The organism is Streptomyces sp. NPDC014864 (genome assembly GCF_043081525.1).
GTDB lineage: Bacteria > Actinomycetota > Actinomycetes > Streptomycetales > Streptomycetaceae > Streptomyces.
The window spans coordinates 378,034-399,110 of sequence record NZ_JBIBWT010000004.1; the positions used below are offsets into that span (position 1 = coordinate 378,034).

Annotated in this window: 21 protein-coding genes; 15 read left to right on the forward strand and 6 right to left on the reverse strand. The window is 74.0% G+C overall.

Features of this window, described 5'->3' with window-relative positions:
• Window positions 1-61 precede the first annotated feature (61 nt).
• Window positions 62-1,552, forward strand: coding sequence for a hypothetical protein (locus ACF1A5_RS10265; protein WP_392192389.1), 1,491 nt, complete (start codon window positions 62-64; stop codon window positions 1,550-1,552).
• Between the two features lie 137 nt (window positions 1,553-1,689).
• On the opposite strand, the gene ACF1A5_RS10270 is transcribed toward ACF1A5_RS10265, so the two are convergent.
• Together ACF1A5_RS10270 and ACF1A5_RS10275 are read right to left on the reverse strand one after the other, a co-directional pair.
• Window positions 1,690-3,192 (reverse strand): PH domain-containing protein, encoded by a 1,503-nt coding sequence (locus ACF1A5_RS10270; RefSeq protein WP_392192390.1) that lies wholly within the window; start codon window positions 3,190-3,192, stop codon window positions 1,690-1,692.
• Complete coding sequence (locus tag ACF1A5_RS10275) at window positions 3,189-3,788, reverse strand: PH domain-containing protein (protein ID WP_392192391.1); 600 nt, start codon at window positions 3,786-3,788, stop codon at window positions 3,189-3,191. The genes ACF1A5_RS10270 and ACF1A5_RS10275 overlap by 4 nt, the downstream gene beginning before the upstream one ends.
• A 31-nt stretch (window positions 3,789-3,819) precedes the next feature.
• Here ACF1A5_RS10275 and ACF1A5_RS10280 point away from each other — a divergent pair, with 31 nt between their 5' ends.
• Window positions 3,820-4,971, forward strand: a complete 1,152-nt coding sequence (locus ACF1A5_RS10280) for an NADH-quinone oxidoreductase subunit D (RefSeq protein WP_392192392.1) — start codon at window positions 3,820-3,822, stop codon at window positions 4,969-4,971.
• Between the two features lie 70 nt (window positions 4,972-5,041).
• Here ACF1A5_RS10280 and ACF1A5_RS10285 read toward each other — a convergent pair whose 3' ends face one another.
• Complete coding sequence (locus tag ACF1A5_RS10285) at window positions 5,042-6,118, reverse strand: SAM-dependent methyltransferase (RefSeq protein ID WP_392192393.1); 1,077 nt, start codon at window positions 6,116-6,118, stop codon at window positions 5,042-5,044.
• A gap of 150 nt (window positions 6,119-6,268) precedes the next feature.
• On the opposite strand from ACF1A5_RS10285, the gene ACF1A5_RS10290 reads away from it, so the two are divergent.
• From ACF1A5_RS10290 to ACF1A5_RS10300, 3 genes are all read left to right on the forward strand, one after another.
• Window positions 6,269-7,474 (forward strand): sensor histidine kinase, encoded by a 1,206-nt coding sequence (locus ACF1A5_RS10290; RefSeq protein ID WP_392192394.1) that lies wholly within the window; start codon window positions 6,269-6,271, stop codon window positions 7,472-7,474.
• Window positions 7,475-7,546: 72 nt separating this feature from the next.
• Window positions 7,547-8,218 carry a response regulator gene (locus ACF1A5_RS10295; RefSeq protein WP_392192395.1) on the forward strand — a complete coding sequence of 224 codons (672 nt, stop codon included), beginning with the start codon at window positions 7,547-7,549 and terminating at the stop codon, window positions 8,216-8,218.
• Between the two features lie 32 nt (window positions 8,219-8,250).
• On the forward strand, window positions 8,251-8,883 hold the full coding sequence (locus ACF1A5_RS10300) for an AAA family ATPase (RefSeq protein WP_392192396.1): 633 nt from the start codon (window positions 8,251-8,253) through the stop codon (window positions 8,881-8,883).
• A gap of 94 nt (window positions 8,884-8,977) precedes the next feature.
• On the opposite strand, the gene ACF1A5_RS10305 is transcribed toward ACF1A5_RS10300, so the two are convergent.
• Entirely contained in the window at window positions 8,978-10,084 is a 1,107-nt protein-coding gene (locus ACF1A5_RS10305; protein ID WP_392192397.1) for a DUF5937 family protein, read from the reverse strand.
• Between the two features lie 173 nt (window positions 10,085-10,257).
• A complete protein-coding gene (locus tag ACF1A5_RS10310; RefSeq protein ID WP_392192398.1) occupies window positions 10,258-11,460 on the reverse strand; it encodes a threonine aldolase family protein in 1,203 nt (400 codons plus the stop codon).
• 191 nt (window positions 11,461-11,651) lie between these two features.
• Between ACF1A5_RS10310 and ACF1A5_RS10315 the strand changes: the two genes are divergently transcribed.
• The 10 genes from ACF1A5_RS10315 (at window position 11,652) to ACF1A5_RS10360 (ending at window position 20,106) form a co-directional block, all read left to right on the forward strand.
• Window positions 11,652-12,581 (forward strand): Rossmann-like and DUF2520 domain-containing protein, encoded by a 930-nt coding sequence (locus ACF1A5_RS10315; protein ID WP_392192399.1) that lies wholly within the window; start codon window positions 11,652-11,654, stop codon window positions 12,579-12,581.
• A complete protein-coding gene (gene panC, locus ACF1A5_RS10320; RefSeq protein WP_392192400.1) occupies window positions 12,578-13,570 on the forward strand; it encodes a pantoate--beta-alanine ligase in 993 nt (330 codons plus the stop codon). Before ACF1A5_RS10315 ends, panC begins: the two co-directional genes overlap by 4 nt.
• Window positions 13,567-15,384, forward strand: coding sequence for an L-aspartate oxidase (locus ACF1A5_RS10325; RefSeq protein ID WP_392192401.1), 1,818 nt, complete (start codon window positions 13,567-13,569; stop codon window positions 15,382-15,384). The genes panC and ACF1A5_RS10325 overlap by 4 nt, the downstream gene beginning before the upstream one ends.
• 5 nt (window positions 15,385-15,389) lie before the next feature.
• Complete coding sequence (nadC, locus tag ACF1A5_RS10330) at window positions 15,390-16,370, forward strand: carboxylating nicotinate-nucleotide diphosphorylase (RefSeq protein ID WP_392192402.1); 981 nt, start codon at window positions 15,390-15,392, stop codon at window positions 16,368-16,370.
• Between the two features lie 5 nt (window positions 16,371-16,375).
• Window positions 16,376-17,173 (forward strand): type III pantothenate kinase, encoded by a 798-nt coding sequence (locus tag ACF1A5_RS10335; protein ID WP_392192403.1) that lies wholly within the window; start codon window positions 16,376-16,378, stop codon window positions 17,171-17,173.
• 158 nt (window positions 17,174-17,331) lie between these two features.
• Window positions 17,332-18,030 (forward strand): hypothetical protein, encoded by a 699-nt coding sequence (locus tag ACF1A5_RS10340; protein WP_392192443.1) that lies wholly within the window; start codon window positions 17,332-17,334, stop codon window positions 18,028-18,030.
• Window positions 18,031-18,084: 54 nt separating this feature from the next.
• On the forward strand, window positions 18,085-18,273 hold the full coding sequence (locus tag ACF1A5_RS10345) for a hypothetical protein (protein WP_392192404.1): 189 nt from the start codon (window positions 18,085-18,087) through the stop codon (window positions 18,271-18,273).
• Window positions 18,274-18,454: 181 nt separating this feature from the next.
• Window positions 18,455-18,985 carry a BlaI/MecI/CopY family transcriptional regulator gene (locus ACF1A5_RS10350; protein WP_392192444.1) on the forward strand — a complete coding sequence of 177 codons (531 nt, stop codon included), beginning with the start codon at window positions 18,455-18,457 and terminating at the stop codon, window positions 18,983-18,985.
• 9 nt (window positions 18,986-18,994) lie between these two features.
• Entirely contained in the window at window positions 18,995-19,528 is a 534-nt protein-coding gene (locus ACF1A5_RS10355; protein ID WP_392192405.1) for an amino-acid N-acetyltransferase, read from the forward strand.
• Window positions 19,529-19,770: 242 nt separating this feature from the next.
• Window positions 19,771-20,106, forward strand: coding sequence for an Lsr2 family protein (locus tag ACF1A5_RS10360; RefSeq protein ID WP_356190687.1), 336 nt, complete (start codon window positions 19,771-19,773; stop codon window positions 20,104-20,106).
• Here ACF1A5_RS10360 and ACF1A5_RS10365 read toward each other — a convergent pair.
• Window positions 20,085-20,684, reverse strand: a complete 600-nt coding sequence (locus tag ACF1A5_RS10365) for an SCO3374 family protein (RefSeq protein WP_392192406.1) — start codon at window positions 20,682-20,684, stop codon at window positions 20,085-20,087. The genes ACF1A5_RS10360 and ACF1A5_RS10365 overlap by 22 nt on opposite strands.
• Between the last annotated feature and the right edge of the window lie 393 nt (window positions 20,685-21,077).

Below are 21,077 nucleotides of genomic sequence, written 5' to 3' on the forward strand. Positions count from 1 at the left end.
TATGGCTGCTTTTTACGGCCTGGGGCTCCACGATTCGCCTACGCGCGGTAAGTTTCTGGCCATGCCACGTGGACGTCACCGCCATTCCCCACCTCTGCACAGGCTGCTGCCTCCTTCGGCGATCGCCGGCGTCTCCCTCGTCTGCGCCCTCGGACCCTGGGTGTTCACCACACCGATGGTGCTGCGCTCCCTCGCCGCGGCCGCCGCGGCGACGGCGGTCCTCGGCGCGGTCGTCATGCGCCGCTGGGACGCGCAGGCGGGCAAGCAGGTCGCCGACCTCACACGCGCGCGGGCGAGCGACGAGTGGCGCTTCGAGGAGCGGGTCGCCGAACTGGAGACCGATCTGGAGGAGTCGCGCGACCTGCGCGTCCGCCTCGAACAGAAGCTGCGCGCGAAGCGGGCGGAGCTGGCCGGGCTGCGCAACGAGCACGCCGCGCTGCTGCGACGGTACGCCACGGCGGAGACCGAGCGCGCCAGCGCCCTGGAGGGCCGCCGCCTGCTCGAGATCGAGTCCGGGACCGACCCGCGCGCGCTGCCGCCCGCTCCCGCGGACCGGACGGAGCGGGCGGACAGCCCGGCGTACGCCGGTGCGGAGGCCGCGTCCGCGAGCGCTGACATCGTTGACACGGGCGCCGACGGCGTGACCACCGATTCCGAAGCCGCGACGGACAGCGCCGGGGAGAACCCGGCCGAGGGGACCGGCGCGGAGGGCACCGAGGCCGAGGCGGCGGGGGACGAGCCGGCGGCGGCCGGCGCCGTGTTCTCGCCCGCGGGGTCCCACCTGTTCCTGCGGGCCCGGGCCGCCCTTTCCCGCTTCGACGCGGACGTCGACGGCCACGAGGCGGCGCAGACGGATACGGACGCGGACCCGGACACGGCCGAGACGGCTGCGCGCGCGGCGGATACGGACGAGGACACGGCCGAGACGGCCGCACCCGCGGCGAAGACGGACGCGGACACGAACAGGACGGACGCGGCGAGGACGACCGCCGACGCGGCGAAGCCCAACGTGGACGTGGTGAAGGCCGGCGTCGTCAAGACCGAGACCGGCGCGCCCGCGGACGCCGCCGATCCGGCCACGACGCCCGGGACCGCGGCGGACCGTACCGCCGGGGCGGCGGGCCCCGCGGCGGAGGACGAACCGCAGGGGCAGTCCGGGGCGGCCGCCGCGCACGAGCATGCGGCCGCCGCCACCACCTCCCGGCAGGCCTCGCCGGCGAAGCCCGCGCAGCAGCCCGCGGGGCACTTCACCGTGCCGACCGCCGTGGCCGTCGCACCGGCGGCGCCCCCGCGGCGTCCGCTGGTCGAGGGCGGCTTCGACTTCTTCGGTACGCAGAAGGGCGCTTCTTCCGCCGACCTGGAGGCCGTCCAGAACGAGGACCTCGCCGACGTGGTCGGCGAAGAGGCCCTCGCCCTGCACAAGACGGAGTCCGACGCCGAGTTCAAACCGGCCGACGCGCACGCCCGCGGCGTGAGCCAGGTCATCGACCTGACGGCCCACGACGAGACGGAGCAGATCGACGTCCAGGGGCTGCGCAGCGCCGCGTCCTGAGCCGGAGGGCGGCGGACGAAGGACAAGCGGCAGGGCGGGAGGAGCCGGCCGGCCGGACGGGCCGAGCGGGGAAGCGCCGGCCCGACGGGCCGAGCGGAGGACAGGCGCGGTGCCGGAAGGCGCCGCGTCTGTCGCGTTCAGGCCATCCACCGGTCCGGGCGGGCCGCCCGCCGCCCGGTCCGTGACCGTTCCGCCTGGGCCCGCAGCAGCTCCGCCGCCTCGCCGGCGTCCCGCAGCCGCGCCGTCACCGTCCGCCCCGCCCCGGTGTCCACGTGCACGTCGGCGACCCCGCACCGCCGCCCCCACGGCCCCTGGGTCAGCCGTACGCTCTGCACCTTGGCGTGCGGGACGAGCGCCAGCCGCCGCCGCAGCAGTCCGTGCCGGGCGGCGAACACCGCGCCGGTGACCGCGAGTCCGCACCCCCGCCACGACACCGGCGCGCACCACCCCGCCCGCCGGGGCGGCCGCGCCACCGAGGCCGCCTCCGGCACCGTCACCCCGGGCAGCACCCGCGCCACCACCGACTCGGCCACCGGGCGCGGGGCCACCGGCAGCAGAACGGAGTTCGACGACCCGGCGACGTCCAGCTCCACCCGCACCCAGCCGAGGCGCCGCCACAGCAGCGGCTCCACGATCCGCACGGTCTGCACCCGTCCCGGCGGCACGGTCTCGTGCGTACGGTCCAGCAGCCCCCGGTCGATCCGCAGGCCGTCCGGCGACTCGCTCACCGTCCAGTCGTACTCGCCGACGAAGCGCCCCGCGCCGCTCGCCCCGGCCGCGCCGGCCAGCGGCACCGCGGCGGCGAGCACCGTCCACAGGCTGTGGGTCACCAGCCACAGCACCGGTGGTACGACGACGGCGGCGACCAGCGAGCCCCACGTCGCGCCGGTCAGCAGCAGCGACACGGCGAGCACGCGTGGCGGCACGCGCACCAGCCGCCGCGCGGGTGCCTCGCCGACCTCGCGTGCGGTGCCGGGGGCGAAACCGGCCGCGCGGGCGAGCAGTTCGGCGCGCAGCGCGCGGGCCTCGTCCTGGCCGAGGAAGGCGAGTTCGTCCTTTCGGTCCGTGCCGACGACGTCCAGTTTGAGCTTCGCCACGCCCGCGACCCGGGCGAGCAGGGGCTGGGTGACGTCGACGGCCTGGATCCGTTCGAGCCGGATGTGGGCGGTGCGGCGGAACACCAGGCCCGTGCGTATGCGCAGTTCGGAGTCGGTGACCGCGAAGTGCGTGCACCACCAGGAGAGGAAGCCGTAGAGGGCGGCGGCCGGGACGAGGACGGCGAGCCCGATCAGCAGGGTGGCCGTCGTCAGCCTCGTGAGCTGCCGCTGGGCCTGGTCGGGGTCGTGCACGGCCCAGCCGGCGAGCACGGCGACGGGCGCCCAGGCCCGCCTGAGCGGTGTCACGGGATGCAGACGCCGCTCGATCACGCCGGCCCCCGTCCGCCCGGTCGCCCCGTCCGCTGCCCGGCCGGCCGCTGTCCGCTCGGTGGTCCCGGCCCCTGTCCGCCCGGTCGCCCCGTCCGCTGCCCGGTCGGCCGCTTTCCGCTCGGTGGTCCCGGCCTCCGTACGTTCCTCGTCGGCTCCCTCGCGGACGTGGCCGGCGCCCTCCGGCGCGCCCCGCTCGTCCCCGGTGGCCGTCACAGCCCCGCCGATCGTGCCTCGCCCAGCTCGGTGAGCCGGTCGCGCAGCCGTTCGGCCTCGGCCGGGTCGAGGCCGGGGATGGTCGCGTCGGTCGCGGCGGCGGCCGTGTGCAGCTGCACGGTGGCCAGCCCGAAGTGCCGCTCGACGGGTCCGGAGGTGACCTCCACCAGCTGCATCCGCCCGTACGGCACGACGGTCTCCGCACGCCACAGCACACCCCGGCTGATCAGCAGGTCGTCGTCCCGCTCGGCGTACCGCCAGGAGCGCCAGTTCCGGCCGAGCAGCACCCAGCCCCACGCCGTGAGGGCCAGTGGGAGCAGCGCGAACGCGGCCCAGGCGGGACCGGCGAGCACCCCCAGCAGCGGCCCGAGGGCCACGGCGATCAGCCCCAGCCACACCACCAGCAGCAGCCGCCGCATCCGCAACAGACCCGGCGGCAGCCCGGTCCACACCGGCTCACCCCCCGGTCCGGGCTCCGGCCCGCTCCCCGAGGCGTTCCCCGCACCGCCCCGCGAACCTCCCACCGGCCGGTCCCCCGGTCGGCCCGCTGCCCGGCCCTCCGCCTCCCGCGCGTTCTCCTGGCTCCCCGTCTCCATGGCGCAAGCGTACGTAGGGGAGACTGTGTCCATGACTCCTACGACGGAGACCACGGTCGGGATCGGCGGTGCCGCGGAGAGCACCGACATGGTCCTCAACATCGGCCCCCAGCACCCCTCCACACACGGCGTGCTGCGGCTCAGGCTGGTGCTGGACGGCGAGCGCATCAGGCACGCGGAGCCGGTGATCGGCTACATGCACCGCGGCGCGGAGAAGCTGTTCGAGGCGCGCGACTACCGTCAGATCATCATGCTCGCCAACCGCCACGACTGGCTGTCGGCCTTCTCCAACGAGCTGGGCGTGGTCCTCGGCGTGGAGCGCATGCTCGGCATGGAGGTGCCCGAGCGCGCGGTGTGGACGCGCACGCTGCTCGCGGAGCTGAACCGGGTGCTCAACCACCTGATGTTCCTCGGCTCGTACCCGCTGGAACTCGGCGGCATCACGCCGGTCTTCTACGCGTTCCGGGAGCGCGAGGTGCTCCAGAACGTCATGGAGGAGGTCTCCGGCGGCCGGATGCACTACATGTTCAACCGCGTCGGGGGCCTGAAGGAGGACCTGCCGGCCGGATGGGCCGCCCGTGCGCGTGCCGCGGTCGCAGCGGTGCGCTCGCGCATGGACGTCTTCGACGACCTCGTGCTCGGCAACGAGATCTTCCGGGGCCGCACCCGGGGCGTGGGTGTGCTGACCCCGGAGGCCGTGCACGCCTACGGGGTGAGCGGGCCGATCGCACGCGCCTCCGGTGTCGACTTCGACCTGCGGCGCGACGAGCCGTACCTGGCGTACGGGGAGCTGCGGGACACCCTGAAGGTGGTGACCCGGACCGAGGGCGACTGCCTCGCCCGCTTCGAGTGCCTGCTGGAGCAGACGCACAACGCGCTCGACCTCGCCGACGCCTGCCTGGACCGGCTCGCCGAGCTGCCGCCCGGACCGATCAACCAGCGGCTGCCGAAGGTGCTGAAGGCGCCCGAGGGGCACACGTACGCGTGGACCGAGAACCCGCTCGGCATCAACGGCTACTACCTCGTCAGCAAGGGCGAGAAGACCCCGTACCGGCTCAAGCTGCGCTCGGCGTCCTACAACAACATCCAGGTCCTCACCGAACTGCTGCCGAACACGCTGGTCGCGGACATGGTGGCGATCCTGGGCTCGATGTTCTTCGTGGTCGGGGACATCGACAAGTAGGCCGGCCGCCGACCGGGGCGCCCGGCCGGGGAGACCGGACACACCGCCCGGGACACGCGGACCCGGGCGGTCAGCCGGGGAGCGGGTCCGCGATGCCCACCGCCCGGCAGAGCCAGCCGAAGCCGCCCAGGCCGTCGGCCGCGGTGAGCTCGGCGGCCTCGCCGGCCTGCGCGAGGGCGCGCACGTACTCCGCGGGGTCCGTGGCGGCGAGCGCGAGTGAGGGGCGTGCGCCGGTGATGCCGAGGGCGTGCAGCGCGTCGCGTTGAGTGAGCAGACGCGCCCCTGGTGGACCGGCCGCGGCGCACGCGTCGAGCGCGACGTGCGCGGTGAGGTCGCACGATCCGTCCGGCACGGGGGCGGTCTCACGGCCCTCCCGGAACCCGGTGAGGGTCCCGAAGGGCGGCCGGGCGCCCGCGGTGTGCGCGTAGTCGACCGTGACGGCCAGCCCCCGCTCGACACGGGACGCCGCGGCGGCCCAGGCCTCGTCCCGGGGCAGGCCGATCTCCGCGCGCAGGCCCTGCTCGGCCGGCAGCGGCCACCACCGCGCCAGCCACTCCGCCTCGGCCTCCGGGAGCGGCCCCCCGAGCCGCTCGCCGCCGTCCCGGCGTACGAGGACGCGCCGGGGCACGCCGGCGGAGTCCACCTCGGCGACCTCCACCGGTACGTTGTCCAGCCACTCGTTGGCGAACAGCAGTCCGGTGATCCGCCGGGGTATCTCGGTCCGCCACGCCACCCGCGGGTCGAGTCCCGCGGGCCGGGCGGCGATCTCGACGGCACACGGCCGCGTGCGGGCCGCCACGTCGGCGGGCAGCGCGGCGAGCACCGCGCGGGTCAGTTCCCCCCGCCCGGCCGCCATGTCGACGAAGTCGAGCGTCGCCGGCCGACCCAGCGCTTCGTCCACCCGGCACAGCAGCCGCGCCACGGCCCGCGCGAACAGCGGCGAGGCGTGCACGGACGTACGGAAGTGCCCGGCGGGGCCCTCCGGGCGCCGGTAGAAGCCGCCCGGCCCGTAGAGCGCCGCTTCGGCCGCGGCCCGCCAGCCCCGCCACCCGGGGGCCGGGCCGCCCGTCGCAGGCTCGCCCCCCGCCGTACCGTGCCCGGCGCGATCCGTGCCGTGCCCCGCGCCGTCCGTTGTGTCCTCCGCCACCCCGCCAGACTAGGACCTGTCCATGAGCGGCCGGGCAGGTCTCAGGCGCCCAGGTGATCAGGGCATCCACCTTGGGGAGTACGAGGGCCGCGTGCGGATCGGCCCTCCGGTTGACCCCTGCACACACCGCGCTTCCCTACTCTGGGTTACGTGCAGCGCCTCTATGACTTCCTCCGCAGGCACCCCATGTGGGTCGACGGCTTCTGGGCCCTCGCCCTGCTCGGGATCTCCGGCGTGAGCGTATCGAGCGTCAACGGGGCGCCGGACCACCACGGAACCCTCGGTGCTGCCCTGGGCGTCTCCGTCGTCCTGAGCGCGGTCGTCGCGCTGCGCCGCCGTATGCCGGAGCGGATGCTGGTCCTGGCCGCGGTGACGGGCGCGGCCCAGCTGGTCCTGGACGTCCAGACCACCGTCGCCGACTTCGCCCTGCTGGTGATCGTCTACACGGTCGCCGCGATCGGCGCCCGCTGGGCCTCCCGGTTCGCCCTGGTGGGCGGCCTGAGCGCGGCGACCCTGGCGCAGATGCGCTGGCCGGCGCAGCACACGAGCGCCCTGGGCGACGTCGCGATAGCCGTCTTCCAGACGGTGCCGTTCGCCCTCGCCTGGGTGCTCGGCGACTCGATGCGCACCCGCCGCGCCTACTTCGCGCAGCTGGAGGAGCGCGCCGCCCGTCTGGAGAAGGAGCGCGAGGCGCAGTCCAAGGTCGCGGTCGCCGCCGAGCGCGCCCGGATCGCGCGCGAGCTGCACGACGTGGTCGCGCACAACGTCTCGGTGATGGTGGTGCAGGCCGACGGGGCCGCCTACGTCCTCGACACCGCCCCCGACCAGGCGAAGAAGGCCCTGGAGACCATCTCCTCCACCGGCCGCCAGGCCCTCGCCGAGATGCGCCGCCTGCTGGGCGTGCTGCGCACCGGCGAGCACCAGGAGGTCGGCGAGTACGTCCCCCAGCCCGACGTCGAGCAGATCGAGGACCTGGTCCAGCAGTGCCGCGGCTCCGGGCTGCCCGTCGACTTCCGGGTCGAGGGCACCCCGCGCCCGCTGCCCAGCGGCGTCGAGCTCACCGCGTACCGGATCGTTCAGGAAGCGCTGACCAACACGCGCAAGCACGGCGGCCCCGACGCGGGGGCGAGCGTGCGCCTGGTCTACTTCGACGACGGCCTCGGCCTGCTCGTCGAGGACGACGGCAAGGGCGCCCCGCACGAGCTGTACGAGGAGGGCGGCGCCGACGGCCAGGGGCACGGCCTGATCGGAATGCGGGAACGCGTCGGCATGGTGGGCGGCACCCTGGACGCGGGCCCGCGCCCCGGCGGAGGATTCCGCATCAGCGTCCTGCTGCCCCTCAAACCGGCGCACTGACGCCGCCCGCACGCCCCCTGTCGACACCTGTCACGCCCCGCCGACTGACCGATGAACATGGAAGAGGCCCCGATGACGATCCGCGTGATGCTCGTCGACGACCAGGTGCTGCTGCGCACCGGGTTCCGGATGGTGCTCGCCGCCCAGCCGGACATGGAGGTCGTCGCGGAGGCGGGCGACGGGGTCGAGGCCCTCCAGGTGCTGCGCGCGGCCGAGGTCGACGTGATCCTCATGGACGTGCGGATGCCGAAGCTGGACGGCGTGGAGACCACCCGCCGGGTCTGTGCGGAGCCCGATGCGCCCAAGGTGCTCATCCTGACCACCTTCGACCTCGACGAGTACGCCTTCTCCGGACTGAAGGCGGGCGCCTCCGGCTTCATGCTCAAGGACGTGCCGCCCGGCGACCTGCTCGCCGCGATCCGCGCCGTGCACAGCGGCGACGCCGTCGTCGCGCCCTCCACCACCCGCCGGCTGCTCGACCGCTTCGCGCCCATGCTGCCCAGCGGCGCCAAGGAGCCCCGGCACAAGGAGCTGGAGCGGCTCACCGACCGTGAGCGGGAGGTCATGGTGCTGGTCGCGCAGGGTCTGTCGAACGGCGAGATCGCGGCCCGGCTGGTGCTGTCGGAGGCGACCGTGAAGACGCACGTGGGCCGCATCCTGACCAAGCTCGGTCTGCGGGACCGGGTGCAGGTGGTGGTGCTGGCGTACGAGACGGGACTCGTCCGGGCCGGCGGACACGGCTGACCGCGCCGGCCGCCGTCGGTAGGGTTCGGCGCATGCTCCTGTGGATCAACGGCCCCTTCGGCGGCGGAAAAACACAGACCGCACACGAGATCCGGCGCCGCCTGCCCGGCAGCGTCATCTGCGACCCCGAGCACGCCGGTTTCGGCCTGCGCCGGATGCTGCCGCCCGGACTGCGGGGAGATTTCCAGGACTTGGCCTCCTGGCGGCAGGGCGTGGTCGAGGTCCTGGACCTGACCCTGACCCGGCACGACGGCGTGGTGATCGTCCCCATGACGGTCACCGACCCCGGCTGCTTCGCGGAGACGGTCGGCCGGCTGCGCGAACTCGGCCACCCCCTCCACCACTTCACGCTCCTCGCGGAACGGGAGACGGTCCTGCGGCGGCTGCGGGAGCGCGGCTTCGGGCAGGTCCTGCGGTACGTCGGCGGGAAGGGTGCCGGACCGGGCCGGGAGACATGGGCCGTACGGCAGCTCGACCACTGCCTGGAGCGGCTGCGCGAGCCGGAGTTCGCCGAGCATCTGTGGACGGACCACTCGACCGTGCCGAAGACCGCGGACCGGATCGCCGTGCTGGCCGGGCTGACGCTGACGCCGCACCGCGGGGGAGCGCTGCGGACCCGGATCAGGCAGGCGAAGGTCGGCGTCAAGCACATCCGGTTCGACTGACCGGACCCGGCCCGCTCTTCTGCCGGAGGATTTCAGCGGCCGCGGGTGAGCCTCGAACCGCTGTCCGAGGATTCCGCGGGTGAGTTCCGGGCCGCTATCTGAGGATCCCTTCGAGGAAGTCGCTGCCGAGCCGGGCCACCGTGGCGACGTCCAGCTGGTGGAGGACATAGCGGCCGCGGCGGCGGGTGGTGACCAGGCCCGCCTTCTTCAGCACGCTCAGGTGCCGGGATATCTCGGGCGCCGTCATGCCGTGCACCTGGGTCAGCTCGCCGGTGGTGAAGGCGCTGCGGGCCAGACTCCGGCACAGCCGCATCCGCACCGGGTGGGACAGGGCGGCCATTCGCAGGGTCAGTTGCTCCACGGAGGGCGGGGCGGCGAGCTCGGGGGAGCCGACCGGGTAGTGCAGCACCGGCTGCCAGCCGTACCGGTGCAGCACCATCAGATGCGGCCGGCCCAGGCTCGTCGGGACCAGCAGCAGGCCGCCGCCGGCCGTGGCGGTGCGGCCCTCGCCCAGCTTGTCGACGGTGATCCGCCCGGCGTCCTCCTCCAGCGTGACCGCCGGGGACACCGCGGCGAGCGCCTCGGCGAGGCCCTTGCGGCGCAGCAGATCCGTCTTGTGCCGGGCGTCCGAAGCCAGTTGGTGGCGCAGCCGGGCCCAGATCTCCGCGAAGAACGCCTCGTCGCAGTCCTGGAGGAACTGCCGCAGCCAGGCTCTGATGCGGGGCGGTTCAGCGAGCAGCCGCTCGCTGAAGCGCAGCTGCCGGGGTCCGCGCGCGGCGGCCAGATCCAGGGCGCGGCGGCGCAGGCCGGCGTCGGCGAGCGGTCCGGCGCCGGGGGTGCCGTAGGAGAGCGCGCAGGTGAACTCCAGGGCCGCGTCGACGAACTGCTCGTCGGACAGCTTGTCCAGCAGGTCCAGGTCCTCGGCGAGGGTCTGGCCGGGCAGGGTGGTGCCACCCGGTATGCCCGCGTACGGCTGGAAGAGGTCGGAGAACGTGGTCCGCCACAGGAAGTCGGCCTCGCACATCCGGTCGGCCAGGTGGCAGTCGAGCCGGGCGGTCACCGTCGTCACCCAGCCCTGGAGGCCAGGATGGTGCCCCGGCTCGGACAGCGCGTGCAGCGCCATGCCCAGCTCGGCCAGGGGTGAGGGCGCCACGACGATGTTCTCCGGCCGCAGCCCCGCGATGTCGATGCGCACGCTCATGCCGTCATCGTGCACCCCACCACTGACAACGCGGCAGCCGATTGACGAGGGCCGTCAACCGACGCCCCGTCAGCAGCCGTCGACGTCAGGCCCCCGCTCGGGCGGCCCCGCCGGGGGCCTCCGCCACCCCTGCCGTCCCCTGCTCCCTCACCCCTGCCGTCCCGCGTGTTCCCTCACTCCTGCCGCCCCGCCTCCTCCGTCAGCCGGGTCGTGAACTCGGCGGCCGCCGACCTGACGTCGTCCCCGCTCCACTCCAGGCCGGCGGCCCGCACGTAGACCTCGGTACAGGCCAGGCCCGGGCCCTTGGCGTCCCAGCCGTGGGCGAAGAGCATCACGCCGGTCTCCTCCGCCGTCCGGATCGCGGCGAGCGCGGCCGTGTCGGCGTCGTACGGCAGCCAGACCTGGAAGTCGTGCGTGTGCGGCTCGGCCGGGTGGACGCGTGTCCAGGGCAGCCCGGCCGCCGCGAAGCCCTCGCGCAGCGCCGCGGCCACCGCGCGCGCGTGCCGCACGTACCGGGGCAGCCGGGGCAGCTCCCGTTCCAGGCCGGCCAGCGCGGACAGGGCGGTCGGGAACTGCTGGAACACCAGGCCGCCGTGCCGGTGCCGCCAGGTCTTGGCCTCCTCCACCAGCGCCCTCGGCCCGGCGAGCGCCGCGCCGCCGTAGCCGTCGAGGGACTTGTAGAAGGACACGTACACGCTGTCGGCGAGCTCGGCGATCTCGTGCAGCGGGCGGCCGAAGTGGACGGTGGACTCCCACAGGCGCGCGCCGTCGAAGTGCACCACCGCGTCACGCTCGTGCGCCGCCTCGACGACCGCGGTGAGCTCCTCCCAGGTGGGCAGGACGAAACCCGCCTCCCTGAGCGGAAGTTCCAGCATCAGAGCTCCGAACGGCTCGTCCAGATCGCGCACTTCGGCAGCGGTGGGCAGCCGTGGCTCGCTGGTCACCTGCACCGGGCGCAGGCCGCTGACCTGACTGAACGCGTGCCGCTCATGCATCTCGGGGTGGGCCAGCGCGTGCAGCGCGACCGTCGTGCTCCCGGTGCGGCCCGCCCAGCAGCGCAGGGCGACCTGCTGGGCCATCGTCCCCGTCGGGAAGAAGGCGGCCGCCTCCTTGCCGAGCAGCCCGGCGACCTTCTCCTCCAGCGCTTCGACGATGCCGTTGCCGTACATGTCCGACGCCGTGTCGAGGTCGTACAGGTCCCGTGCCCCGTCCAGCACCGCCAGCCGCTCCCGGAGCGTGCCGAGGAAGCCGGGGCGCGCGAGCACGTGTCTCGCGCTGCGGTACGCGTTCGCGCGCCGTGCGCGAAGCTGTTTGTGCCGCTCTTCGTCCGACTGCGGATCTTCCTGCCGTATGTCCTGCCGCGCCCTGTCGCTCATGCACGGGATCATCCCGTGGGTCCGGTGGGGCGGGCACCGCGTTTTCCGTCCGGGAGTGCGGGATTCCGCGCCGGGGCCGTGGGGAAACCCACAGCCTGTGGACAACCGAACGCCTCTCGAACCAATCGCGTTAACATGACGAGAAATCGTCCGGTACCCGGAGCGGACTGGAACGGGAAGGCCGCCGTCGCGTGAGTACAAGCCAACAGCCAGACCCCAGGGACCGCCCCGCGCGGCTCACCGTCGGCGTCGTCGGCGCCGGCCGGGTGGGCCCCGCGCTGGCCGCGTCCCTCCAGCTCGCCGGGCACCGCCCGGTCGCCGTCTCCGGCGTCTCCGACGCCTCCCGGCGACGGGCCGCGCTCATGCTCCCCGACGTGCCCCTCGTCCCGCCCGCCGAGGTGCTGGAGCGGGCCGAGCTGGTGCTCCTGACCGTCCCCGACGACGCCCTGCCCGGGCTCGTCGCGGGCCTCGCCGAGACCGGCGCCGTGCGGCCCGGGCAGCTCCTCGTGCACACCTCCGGGCGGTACGGCGCCCGGGTGCTGGACCCCGCCCTGCGCGCGGGCGCGCTGCCGCTGGCCCTGCACCCGGCGATGACCTTCACCGGCACCCCCGTGGACGTGCAGCGGCTGGCCGGCTGCTCCTTCGGGGTCACCGCCCCCGAGGAGCTGCGGCTGGCCGCCGAGGCCCTCGTCATCGAGATGGGCGGCGAGCCGGAGTGGGTCGCAGAGGAGCGGCGCCCGCTGTACCACGCGTCGCTCGCGCTGGGCGCCAACCACCTGGTGACGCTGGTCGCCCAGTCCATGGAGCTGCTGCGCGAGGCCGGTGTCGAGGCACCCGACCGGATGCTCGGCCCGCTGCTCGGCGCCGCCCTGGACAACGCCCTGCGCTCCGGTGACGCGGCGCTCACCGGGCCCGTCGCGCGCGGGGACGCCGGCACCGTCGCCGCCCATGTCGCCGAGCTGCGCCGGCACGCCCCGCAGACCGTCGCCGGCTATCTGGCGATGGCCCGCGCCACCGCCGACCGGGCCCTGGCCCACGGGCTGCTGAAGCCGGAGCTGGCCGAGGACCTGCTGGGCGTCCTCGCCGAGGGGACCGACGGGACCGAAGGGAACGCCCGATGACCACCGCACTGCTGCGCACCGCCGACGAGCTGCACGCGCGCGTGCGTCACGGCCGCCGCGCCGTCGTGATGACCATGGGCGCCCTGCACGAGGGCCACGCCACCCTCGTCCGCGGCGCCCGGGAGATCGCCGGCCCCGCGGGCGAGGTCGTGGTCACCGTCTTCGTGAACCCGCTCCAGTTCGGCGCGGGCGAGGACCTGGACCGCTACCCGCGCACCCTGGAGGCCGACCTCAAGGTCGCCGAGCAGGCCGGTGCCGACGTCGTGTTCGCCCCCGCGGTGGAGGAGGTCTACCCGGGCGGCGAGCCCCAGGTCCGCGTCACCGCGGGTCCCATGGGCGAGCGCCTGGAGGGCGCCTCGCGCCCCGGCCACTTCGACGGGATGCTCACCGTCGTCGCCAAGCTGCTCCACCTCACCCGCCCCGACGTGGCGCTGTACGGCCAGAAGGACGCCCAGCAGCTCGCCCTGATCCGCCGCATGGTGCGCGACCTGAACTTCGGCGTCGAGATCGTGGGCGTGCCGACCGTGCGCGAGGACGACGGCCTCGCCCTCTCCAGCCGCAACCGTTACCTCTCCGTCCAGGAGCGGCGCACCGCCCTCGCCCTGTCGCAGGCCCTGTTCGCGGGCCGCGACCGGCACGCCGCGCAGGAGGCGCTGTGCGCGCGGGCCCGCGAGGTGCCCTCCACGCGCGCGCGTGCCGAGGCCCTCAGCGCCCTCGGTGAGTCCCGCGCGGCGGCCGACGCCGCCGCCGTCGCCAAGGCCGTCCCGGGCGCCGCGGCGGCCGTGCGCGCGGCCGCCCGCCTGGTCCTCGACGAGGCCGCCCGCCTCGACCCGCCGCTCGAACTGGACTACCTGGCCCTCGTCGACCCGTCCGACTTCACCGAGATCGGGGACGACTTCACCGGCGAGGCCGTACTCGCCGTCGCCGCCCGGGTCGGCGCGACCCGGCTGATCGACAACCTCCCCCTCACCTTCGGAGCCGCCTCGTGACCAGCACAGGCATACGACTGCACGCGCCCGCGCCCGGGTGGTCCATCTCCGCGGACGTCGTGGTCGTCGGCTCCGGCGTCGCCGGGCTGACCGCGGCGCTGCGCTGCGAGGCCGCCGGCCTGCGGACGGTCGTCGTCACCAAGGCCCGGCTGGACGACGGCTCCACACGCTGGGCCCAGGGCGGTATCGCCGCGGCCCTCGGGGAGGGCGACACCCCGGAGCAGCACCTGGACGACACGCTGGTGGCGGGCGCGGGCCTGTGCGACGAGGAGGCCGTCCGGCTCCTCGTCACCGAGGGACCCGGCGCCGTACGGCGGCTGATCTCCACCGGTGCGCACTTCGACACCGACGACGAGGGCGGTATCCAGCTCACCCGCGAGGGCGGCCACCACCGCCGCCGCATCGCGCACGCGGGAGGCGACGCGACCGGCGCGGAGATCTCCCGGGCCCTCGTCGAGGCGGTGCGCGCGCGGGGGATGCGGACGATCGAGAACGCGCTCGTGCTGGACCTGCTCACGGACGCCGAGGGCCGCGCCGCGGGCGTGAGCCTGCACGTGATGGGCGAGGGCCAGCACGACGGCGTGGGCGCCGTGCACGCCCCCGCCGTGGTCCTCGCCACCGGCGGCATGGGCCAGGTGTTCTCCGCGACCACGAACCCGTCCGTGTCGACCGGCGACGGGGTGGCGCTCGCGCTGCGCGCCGGCGCCGAGGTCTCGGACCTGGAGTTCGTGCAGTTCCACCCGACCGTGCTCTTCCTCGGCCCGGACGCCGAGGGCCAGCAGCCGCTGGTCTCCGAGGCGGTACGCGGCGAGGGCGCCCACCTGGTCGACGCCGGCGGCGTGCGCTTCATGGTGGGGCAGCACGAACTGGCCGAACTGGCGCCGCGGGACATCGTCGCCAAGGGCATCACACGCCGGATGCAGGAGCAGGGCGCCGAGCACATGTTCCTCGACGCCCGGCACTTCGGCGCCGAGATGTGGGAGCACCGCTTCCCGACCATCCTGGCCGCCTGCCGCGCCCACGGCATCGACCCGGTCACCGAGCCCGTCCCGGTCGCCCCGGCCGCCCACTACGCCTCCGGCGGCGTGCGCACCGACTCCCACGGGCGGACCACCGTCCCCGGGCTGTACGCGTGCGGCGAGGTCGCCTGCACCGGTGTGCACGGCGCCAACCGGCTCGCCTCCAACTCCCTGCTGGAGGGCCTGGTCTACGCGGAGCGCATCGCCGCCGACATCGCCGCCGCCCGGGCGGACGACGCCTTCCACGCGCGCGTGCCGGCGCCCGTCGCGCAGCCGGAGAAGCCCGCGCACCCCCTGCTCGCGCCGGAGGCCCGGTTCGCGATCCAGCGGATCATGACCGAGGGCGCGGGCGTGCTGCGCTCCGCCGGTTCCCTCGCCAAGGCCGCCGACCGGCTCCAGCAGCTGCACACCGACGCCCGCGACGCCCTCGTCGAGAACGGCAAGACGGCCGAGCCGGGCGTCGACACCTGGGAGGCCACGAACCTCCTGTGCGTGGCCCAAGTCCTGGTCGCCGCCGCGCGGCTGCGCGAGGAGACCCGCGGCTGCCACTGGCGCGAGGACCGCCCCGAGCGCGAGGACACCCACTGGCGCCGCCACATCGTCGTACGGCTGAATCCGGACCTCCCGCCCGTCTCCCGCGACCACCCCTCCACCGAGGCTCCCCCAGTGCTTCACGCCTGGGGGCACCCCCACCGCGCCGCCCCCGCCGATCTGGTCCTGTACACCACCGACACCGCAGACTTCCCCCCGACCCGCCCCGAGGCCCCCGCGCCCCAGCGTTCCCAGGAGCAGTGACACAAGTGAGCACCGACGACCTTCCCCTCGCCCCGACCGGCGGCTGCGGCGACGGCTGTGCCTGCGGCGGCGCGGACGGCGACGAGGAGTACCTGGAGTGCGGGCTGGACCCCGCGCTCGCCCAGCTCCTGGCCGACGCCGGACTCGACCCCCTGGAGGTCGAGGACATCGCCAACGTCGCCATCCAGGAGGACCTCGACCACGGCGTGGACGTGACGACGGTCGCGACCATCCCCGAGGAGGCCGTCGCCACCGGCGACTTCACCGCGCGCGAGGCCGGCGTGGTGGCGGGCCTCAGGGTGGCCGAGGCGGTGCTCTCGGTCGTCTGCACGGACGAGTTCGAGGTCGAGCGCCACGTCGACGACGGCGACCGGGTGGAGGCCGGGCAGAAGCTGCTGTCGGTCACCACGCGCACGCGTGACCTGCTGACCGCCGAGCGCAGCGCGCTCAACCTGCTGTGCCGCCTGTCCGGCATCGCGACCGCCACGCGCGCGTGGGCGGACGTCCTGGAGGGCACCAAGGCCAAGGTGCGCGACACCCGCAAGACGACGCCGGGCCTCAGGTCCCTGGAGAAGTTCGCCGTGCGCTGCGGCGGCGGTGTGAACCACCGCATGTCCCTGTCCGACGCCGCCCTGGTCAAGGACAACCACGTGGTCGCCGCCGGTGGCGTCGCGCAGGCCTTCAAGGCCGTACGGGAGGCCTTCCCGGACGTGCCGATCGAGGTCGAGGTCGACACCCTGCACCAGCTCCGCGAGGTCGTCGAGGCCGGCGCCGACCTGGTCCTGCTGGACAACTTCACGCCCGGCGAGTGCGCGGAGGCCGTGGGCGTCGTCGGCGGGCGGGTCCTGCTGGAGGCGTCCGGCCGCCTCACCCTGGACACCGCCCGGGCGTACGCGGAGACCGGCGTGGACTACCTCGCCGTGGGGGCCCTGACCCACTCCTCGCCGATCCTGGACATCGGCCTGGACCTGCGCGAGGCGGAGTAACGGCCATGCTCCTGACGATCGACGTCGGCAACACGCACACCGTCCTGGGCCTCTTCGACGGGGAGGACATCGTCGAGCACTGGCGCATCTCCACGGACGCGCGCCGTACCGCGGACGAGCTGGCGGTGCTCCTGCAGGGCCTGATGGGCATGCACCCGCTGCTCGGCGACGGCCTGGGCGACGGCATCGACGGCATCGCCATCTGCGCGACCGTGCCGTCGGTGCTGCACGAACTGCGCGAGGTCACCCGCCGCTACTACGGCGACGTGCCGGCCGTCCTGGTCGAGCCCGGCGTCAAGACGGGTGTGCCGATCCTCTTCGACAACCCCAAGGAGGTCGGCGCAGACCGCATCATCAACGCGGTGGCGGCGAACGAGCTGTACGGCGGCCCGGCGGTCGTCGTGGACTTCGGCACCGCGACGACCTTCGACGCGGTCTCCGCGCGCGGGGAGTACGTCGGCGGGGTCATCGCGCCCGGCATCGAGATCTCCGTCGAGGCGCTGGGCGTCAAGGCGGCGATGCTGCGGAAGATCGAGGTGGCCCGGCCGCGCAGCGTGATCGGCAAGAACACGGTCGAGGCCATGCAGTCGGGCATCGTCTACGGGTTCGCCGGCCAGGTCGACGGCGTCGTGAGCCGCATCGCCCGGGAGCTTGCCGACGACCCCGACGACGTGACGGTGATCGCGACGGGCGGCCTGGCGCCCATGGTGCTGGGGGAGTCCACGGTGATCGACGAGCACGAGCCGTGGCTGACGCTCATCGGGCTCCGGCTGGTCTACGAGCGGAACGTGTCGCGCATGTGAGGTGCCCGGGCCGCTGACGAGGGCGTTCACGGTCACGCGCGTGGCGTGCGGGTGGCGTGCGGGCATCCCGCACGCCACACCGCGCGCCCTTATGTCGAATTTGTCTGATTAGCGCGTATCGTCGGCCTATGCCCACGCCATACGGAACCCGCGGCGGCATGGCGTTCGGCGTGGAGGAGCTGCGTGTGCTCCGCCGCGCTCTCGACCTTGCCCTCCATCCCCGTCCCGCCTCCGCCGAGGACGTACAGGACTGTCTCCGTCTCACCGAGTCGCTGGACGAGGCGATGCGCGAGGGGGCCCGGCTGCGCGCTTTCCTGCTGGCCGACCTCGCCCGCTACCGCGCCGCCCTGCCCGGCACGGCCGTCGGCTACGTGGCGCTCCTGTCGGAAGCGCTGAGCGCCGGCCACCGGCCCGGCCGCGACGACCTCGCGGCGCTCGGCGCCCTGCGCGGCAACGCGGCCGCGGCCGCCCTCCTGGACCGCTGCCGGGCGCTCCTCGGCCCGGTGGCGCCGGCGTCCCACGGTGCGCGCCCCGCCGGCGCCGCTCTCCCGGCCGCCACGGCCCTGTCGGGGGCCCCGACCCTCCCGGCCTCCCGCAGTCCCCTCCACGCCCTCCAGGGCGGCCGTACGGGCACTCTCGCGGGCCAGGGCGGCGACCCCGGCAAGGGTCCCGCCAAGAAGCCGGCGCCGAAGCCCGCCGAGCGCCCCGCCCCGCCCCCCGCGCCGCCGGCCCCCGCGCCCGCTCCCGGGACCCCGCAGCCCGCCCGCCGTCCCATCCCCACACCGGGTGAGGTCTTCCCGCGCCGCAAACCGGCCCCGCCGTCCGAGCGGCCGCAGCAGGAGCTCGCGGCGGTGTGACACTGCGGGGTACCCCGCCCCCGTTTGTCCGGCCGCGCTGGCTACGCTGGAGCCATGGACTACGTCTCCGCGCTCGTGCCCCCGGTAGTGATGGCCGTCTTCTTCGCCGCTCTGGTGCGGGTGATCGTGAAGACCCAGGGCGGCGCCGCCAAGGCCAAGGAGGACGCGGCCGTCGACGCCGCCCTCGCGCGCACGGAGAGCGGCCGGCAGGCCTCCGTGGGCGGTGCGCCCACCGACGCCTGAGGCGGCACGCGGCTGCCGCGGCGGCGTACGGCTCCCGCACGGTCCTCCCGTGCCGAGGCGCCGTACGCCCTTTTTGTTCTTGTTTGCCGCTGAAAGCGCACGTCCGGCACGCCATTGACCGGATCTCCCACTATTGTTCTGAGGTGTGCCTCGCCCATTGGGAGAACTCGAAGACGCGGTCATGACGCGGGTGTGGAAGTGGAACCGCCCGGTGACCGTTCGAGAAGTCCTGGAAGACCTTCAGCAGGAACGGTCCATCGCCTACACCACCGTGATGACCGTTTTGGACAATCTCCATCAGAAGGGCTGGGTGCGCCGCGAAGCGGAGGGCCGGGCCTATCGATATGAGGCGGTCTCCACCCGGGCCGCCTACGCCGCCGCACTGATGAACGACGCCTGGTCCCAGAGCGACAACGCCGCCGCCGCTCTCGTCGCCTTCTTCGGGATGATGAGCGAGGAACAGCGACGGGCCCTGCGGGACGCCGTACGGATGGTCGAAGGCACTTCGGGAGCCGGAGCCGAGGAGTCCGCCGAACTCACGACTCGGAGCCAGGCCGAAGCCACCCCGGAAGAGTCCGCCGAAGACACGGGCGAAGTCAAGGGCGATGTCCTCGGGGAAGCCCCGGGCGAAGTCGGCGGGGAAGTTCCGGATACCGCCGCCGAAACCGGCGACGAGAACCCCGGCTCGGTGCGCGGCGGACGCGGGCGATAGCGTCCGCTCATGTCCGCAGAGCGCCCCGAAGTCTCCGCAAAAGCCCTCACCGTCCGCCGGGCCCGCACCAGCGATGTCCCGGCCGTGCGCCGACTGCTCGACACCTACGTCCGTGAGCGCATCCTGCTCGACAAAGCGACGGTGACGCTTTACGAGGACATCCAGGAGTTCTGGGTCGCCGAACGGGACGACAACGCCGAGGTCGTCGGCTGCGGCGCACTGCACGTGATGTGGGAGGACCTGGCGGAAGTGCGCACTCTCGCCGTGCGGCCGGGCCTGAAGGGCGCCGGCGTCGGTCACCGGCTCCTGGAGAAGCTCGTCGAGACCGCGCGCGGGCTCGGCGTTCGCCGCGTTTTCTGTCTGACCTTCGAAGTCGACTTCTTCGCGAAGCACGGCTTCGTGGAGATCGGTGAGACGCCCGTCGACACCGATGTCTACGCCGAGCTGCTGCGTTCCTATGACGAGGGCGTCGCGGAGTTCCTCGGACTCGAGCGAGTGAAACCGAACACCTTGGGCAACAGCCGGATGCTTCTGCATCTGTGATCGACGAGGAACAGTCCGCGACGGAAGCCGCATTCCGCTCGACCGGCCTGCCCACGCTCCCTATGTCCGAAACGCGCACGTTTCCCGACGGGGTGGCCCTTCGGTCTCTCCCAGGGGTTTGTGTTTTTCCGGCAAAAGCGGTTTGCTTTCCGACGTAGTGCAGTACTGCATATAACAGGGGACGGCGAAACGGCGGACGCCTGCGATCCCCGGCCCTCACGTTATCGATGAAAGGAAATCCGGTGGCACAGAAGGTTCAGGTCCTTCTTGTCGATGACCTCGACGGCGGCGAGGCGGACGAGACCGTGACGTTCGCGCTGGACGGCAAGACGTACGAGATCGATCTCACCACATCCAACGCGGACAAGCTCCGTGGTCTTCTCCGGCCGTACGTCGACGGTGGTCGTCGTACCGGAGGCCGTGCGGCGGGTGGGCGCGGAAAGGCGCGCGCCGCTTCCGGTGGCAGCCAGGACACCGCGCAGATCCGCGCCTGGGCGAAGGAGAACGGATTCGAGGTCAACGACCGCGGCCGTGTTCCCGCGTCCATCCGCGAGGCCTACGAGAAGGCCAACGGCTGAGCGCACGCGCGCCGCAGCCGGATGCGGTGGCACTGCGTCGCCGCCGTGTCCACCACGCGCACGAGATCGGGGGTGCCGCCACGGCCCCCCACCGCCGACAGTGTCGGCAGCGAGGTCTCGACCTCGCGCCCGGGCTCGGGGGGCCGCAGCCACACGGCGGCCCCCTGCGAACCGGAGCGGCCGGGGGCACGCGGTCGCCCTCCGGCAGGCCCGGCCTCCGGCGGCAGCGGCGCGTCCGTCAGCGTGCCCGCGCCGAGGGCCAGCAGGTCCAGCCCCACCACGCCCCACTCCAGCCACTCCAGCAGCCCCGGCAGCTCCTCCGCGCTGCCCGCGGCCACCAGCAGGCGCATCCGGTCCCCCTGAACGGCCACCGGAGAGTGCGGCCCCAGGTGGCGCAGCGCCGCCCGCCCCGCCTCCACCGGCACGTCCAGCACGTCGAAGCGGTGGCCCACCACGAGGCGCACCGGCGCGCCGGACGCCGTGGCCCAGCCCAGTGACTGCTCGTACCAGTGCCGCGCTCCGTCGCCCGGGTCGAGCGGCCGGCGGGGAGCGGGAACCGTGGGGACGCTGCCGGTCATGCCAGGTGCAACCTCCGAAATTCCCCCAAGGTTACGCTGGGTCGCACACCGTGCGCGCAGGGTTCCGGAAAGCGCGGGCCGCGGCGGCGCGAGGGGCGGAAATGTTGTTCGCCCATAGCGGAGGGAACCGATGCGCGCGGCATGGAGTATCAGCCCCCACGGGTAAGACATCCCTAGTGGGAGGGGGCGACACGCAGGCCCGGAACGTCTCACGTTCGCCATCGGCGTACTGGCGACTGGGGTAACTGCCTGGCCTGCGGGAACATCGTCTCGCACCATCGGGTTGGAGCAGATGTCGGCGTTCGGGGTCAGGAGGCCATCGACGGTGTCGGCAGTTGGAATGAGCGGTCCCCGCTTGCGGGACTAAGCTGCGGAAGGACAGGGAGGGGAAGT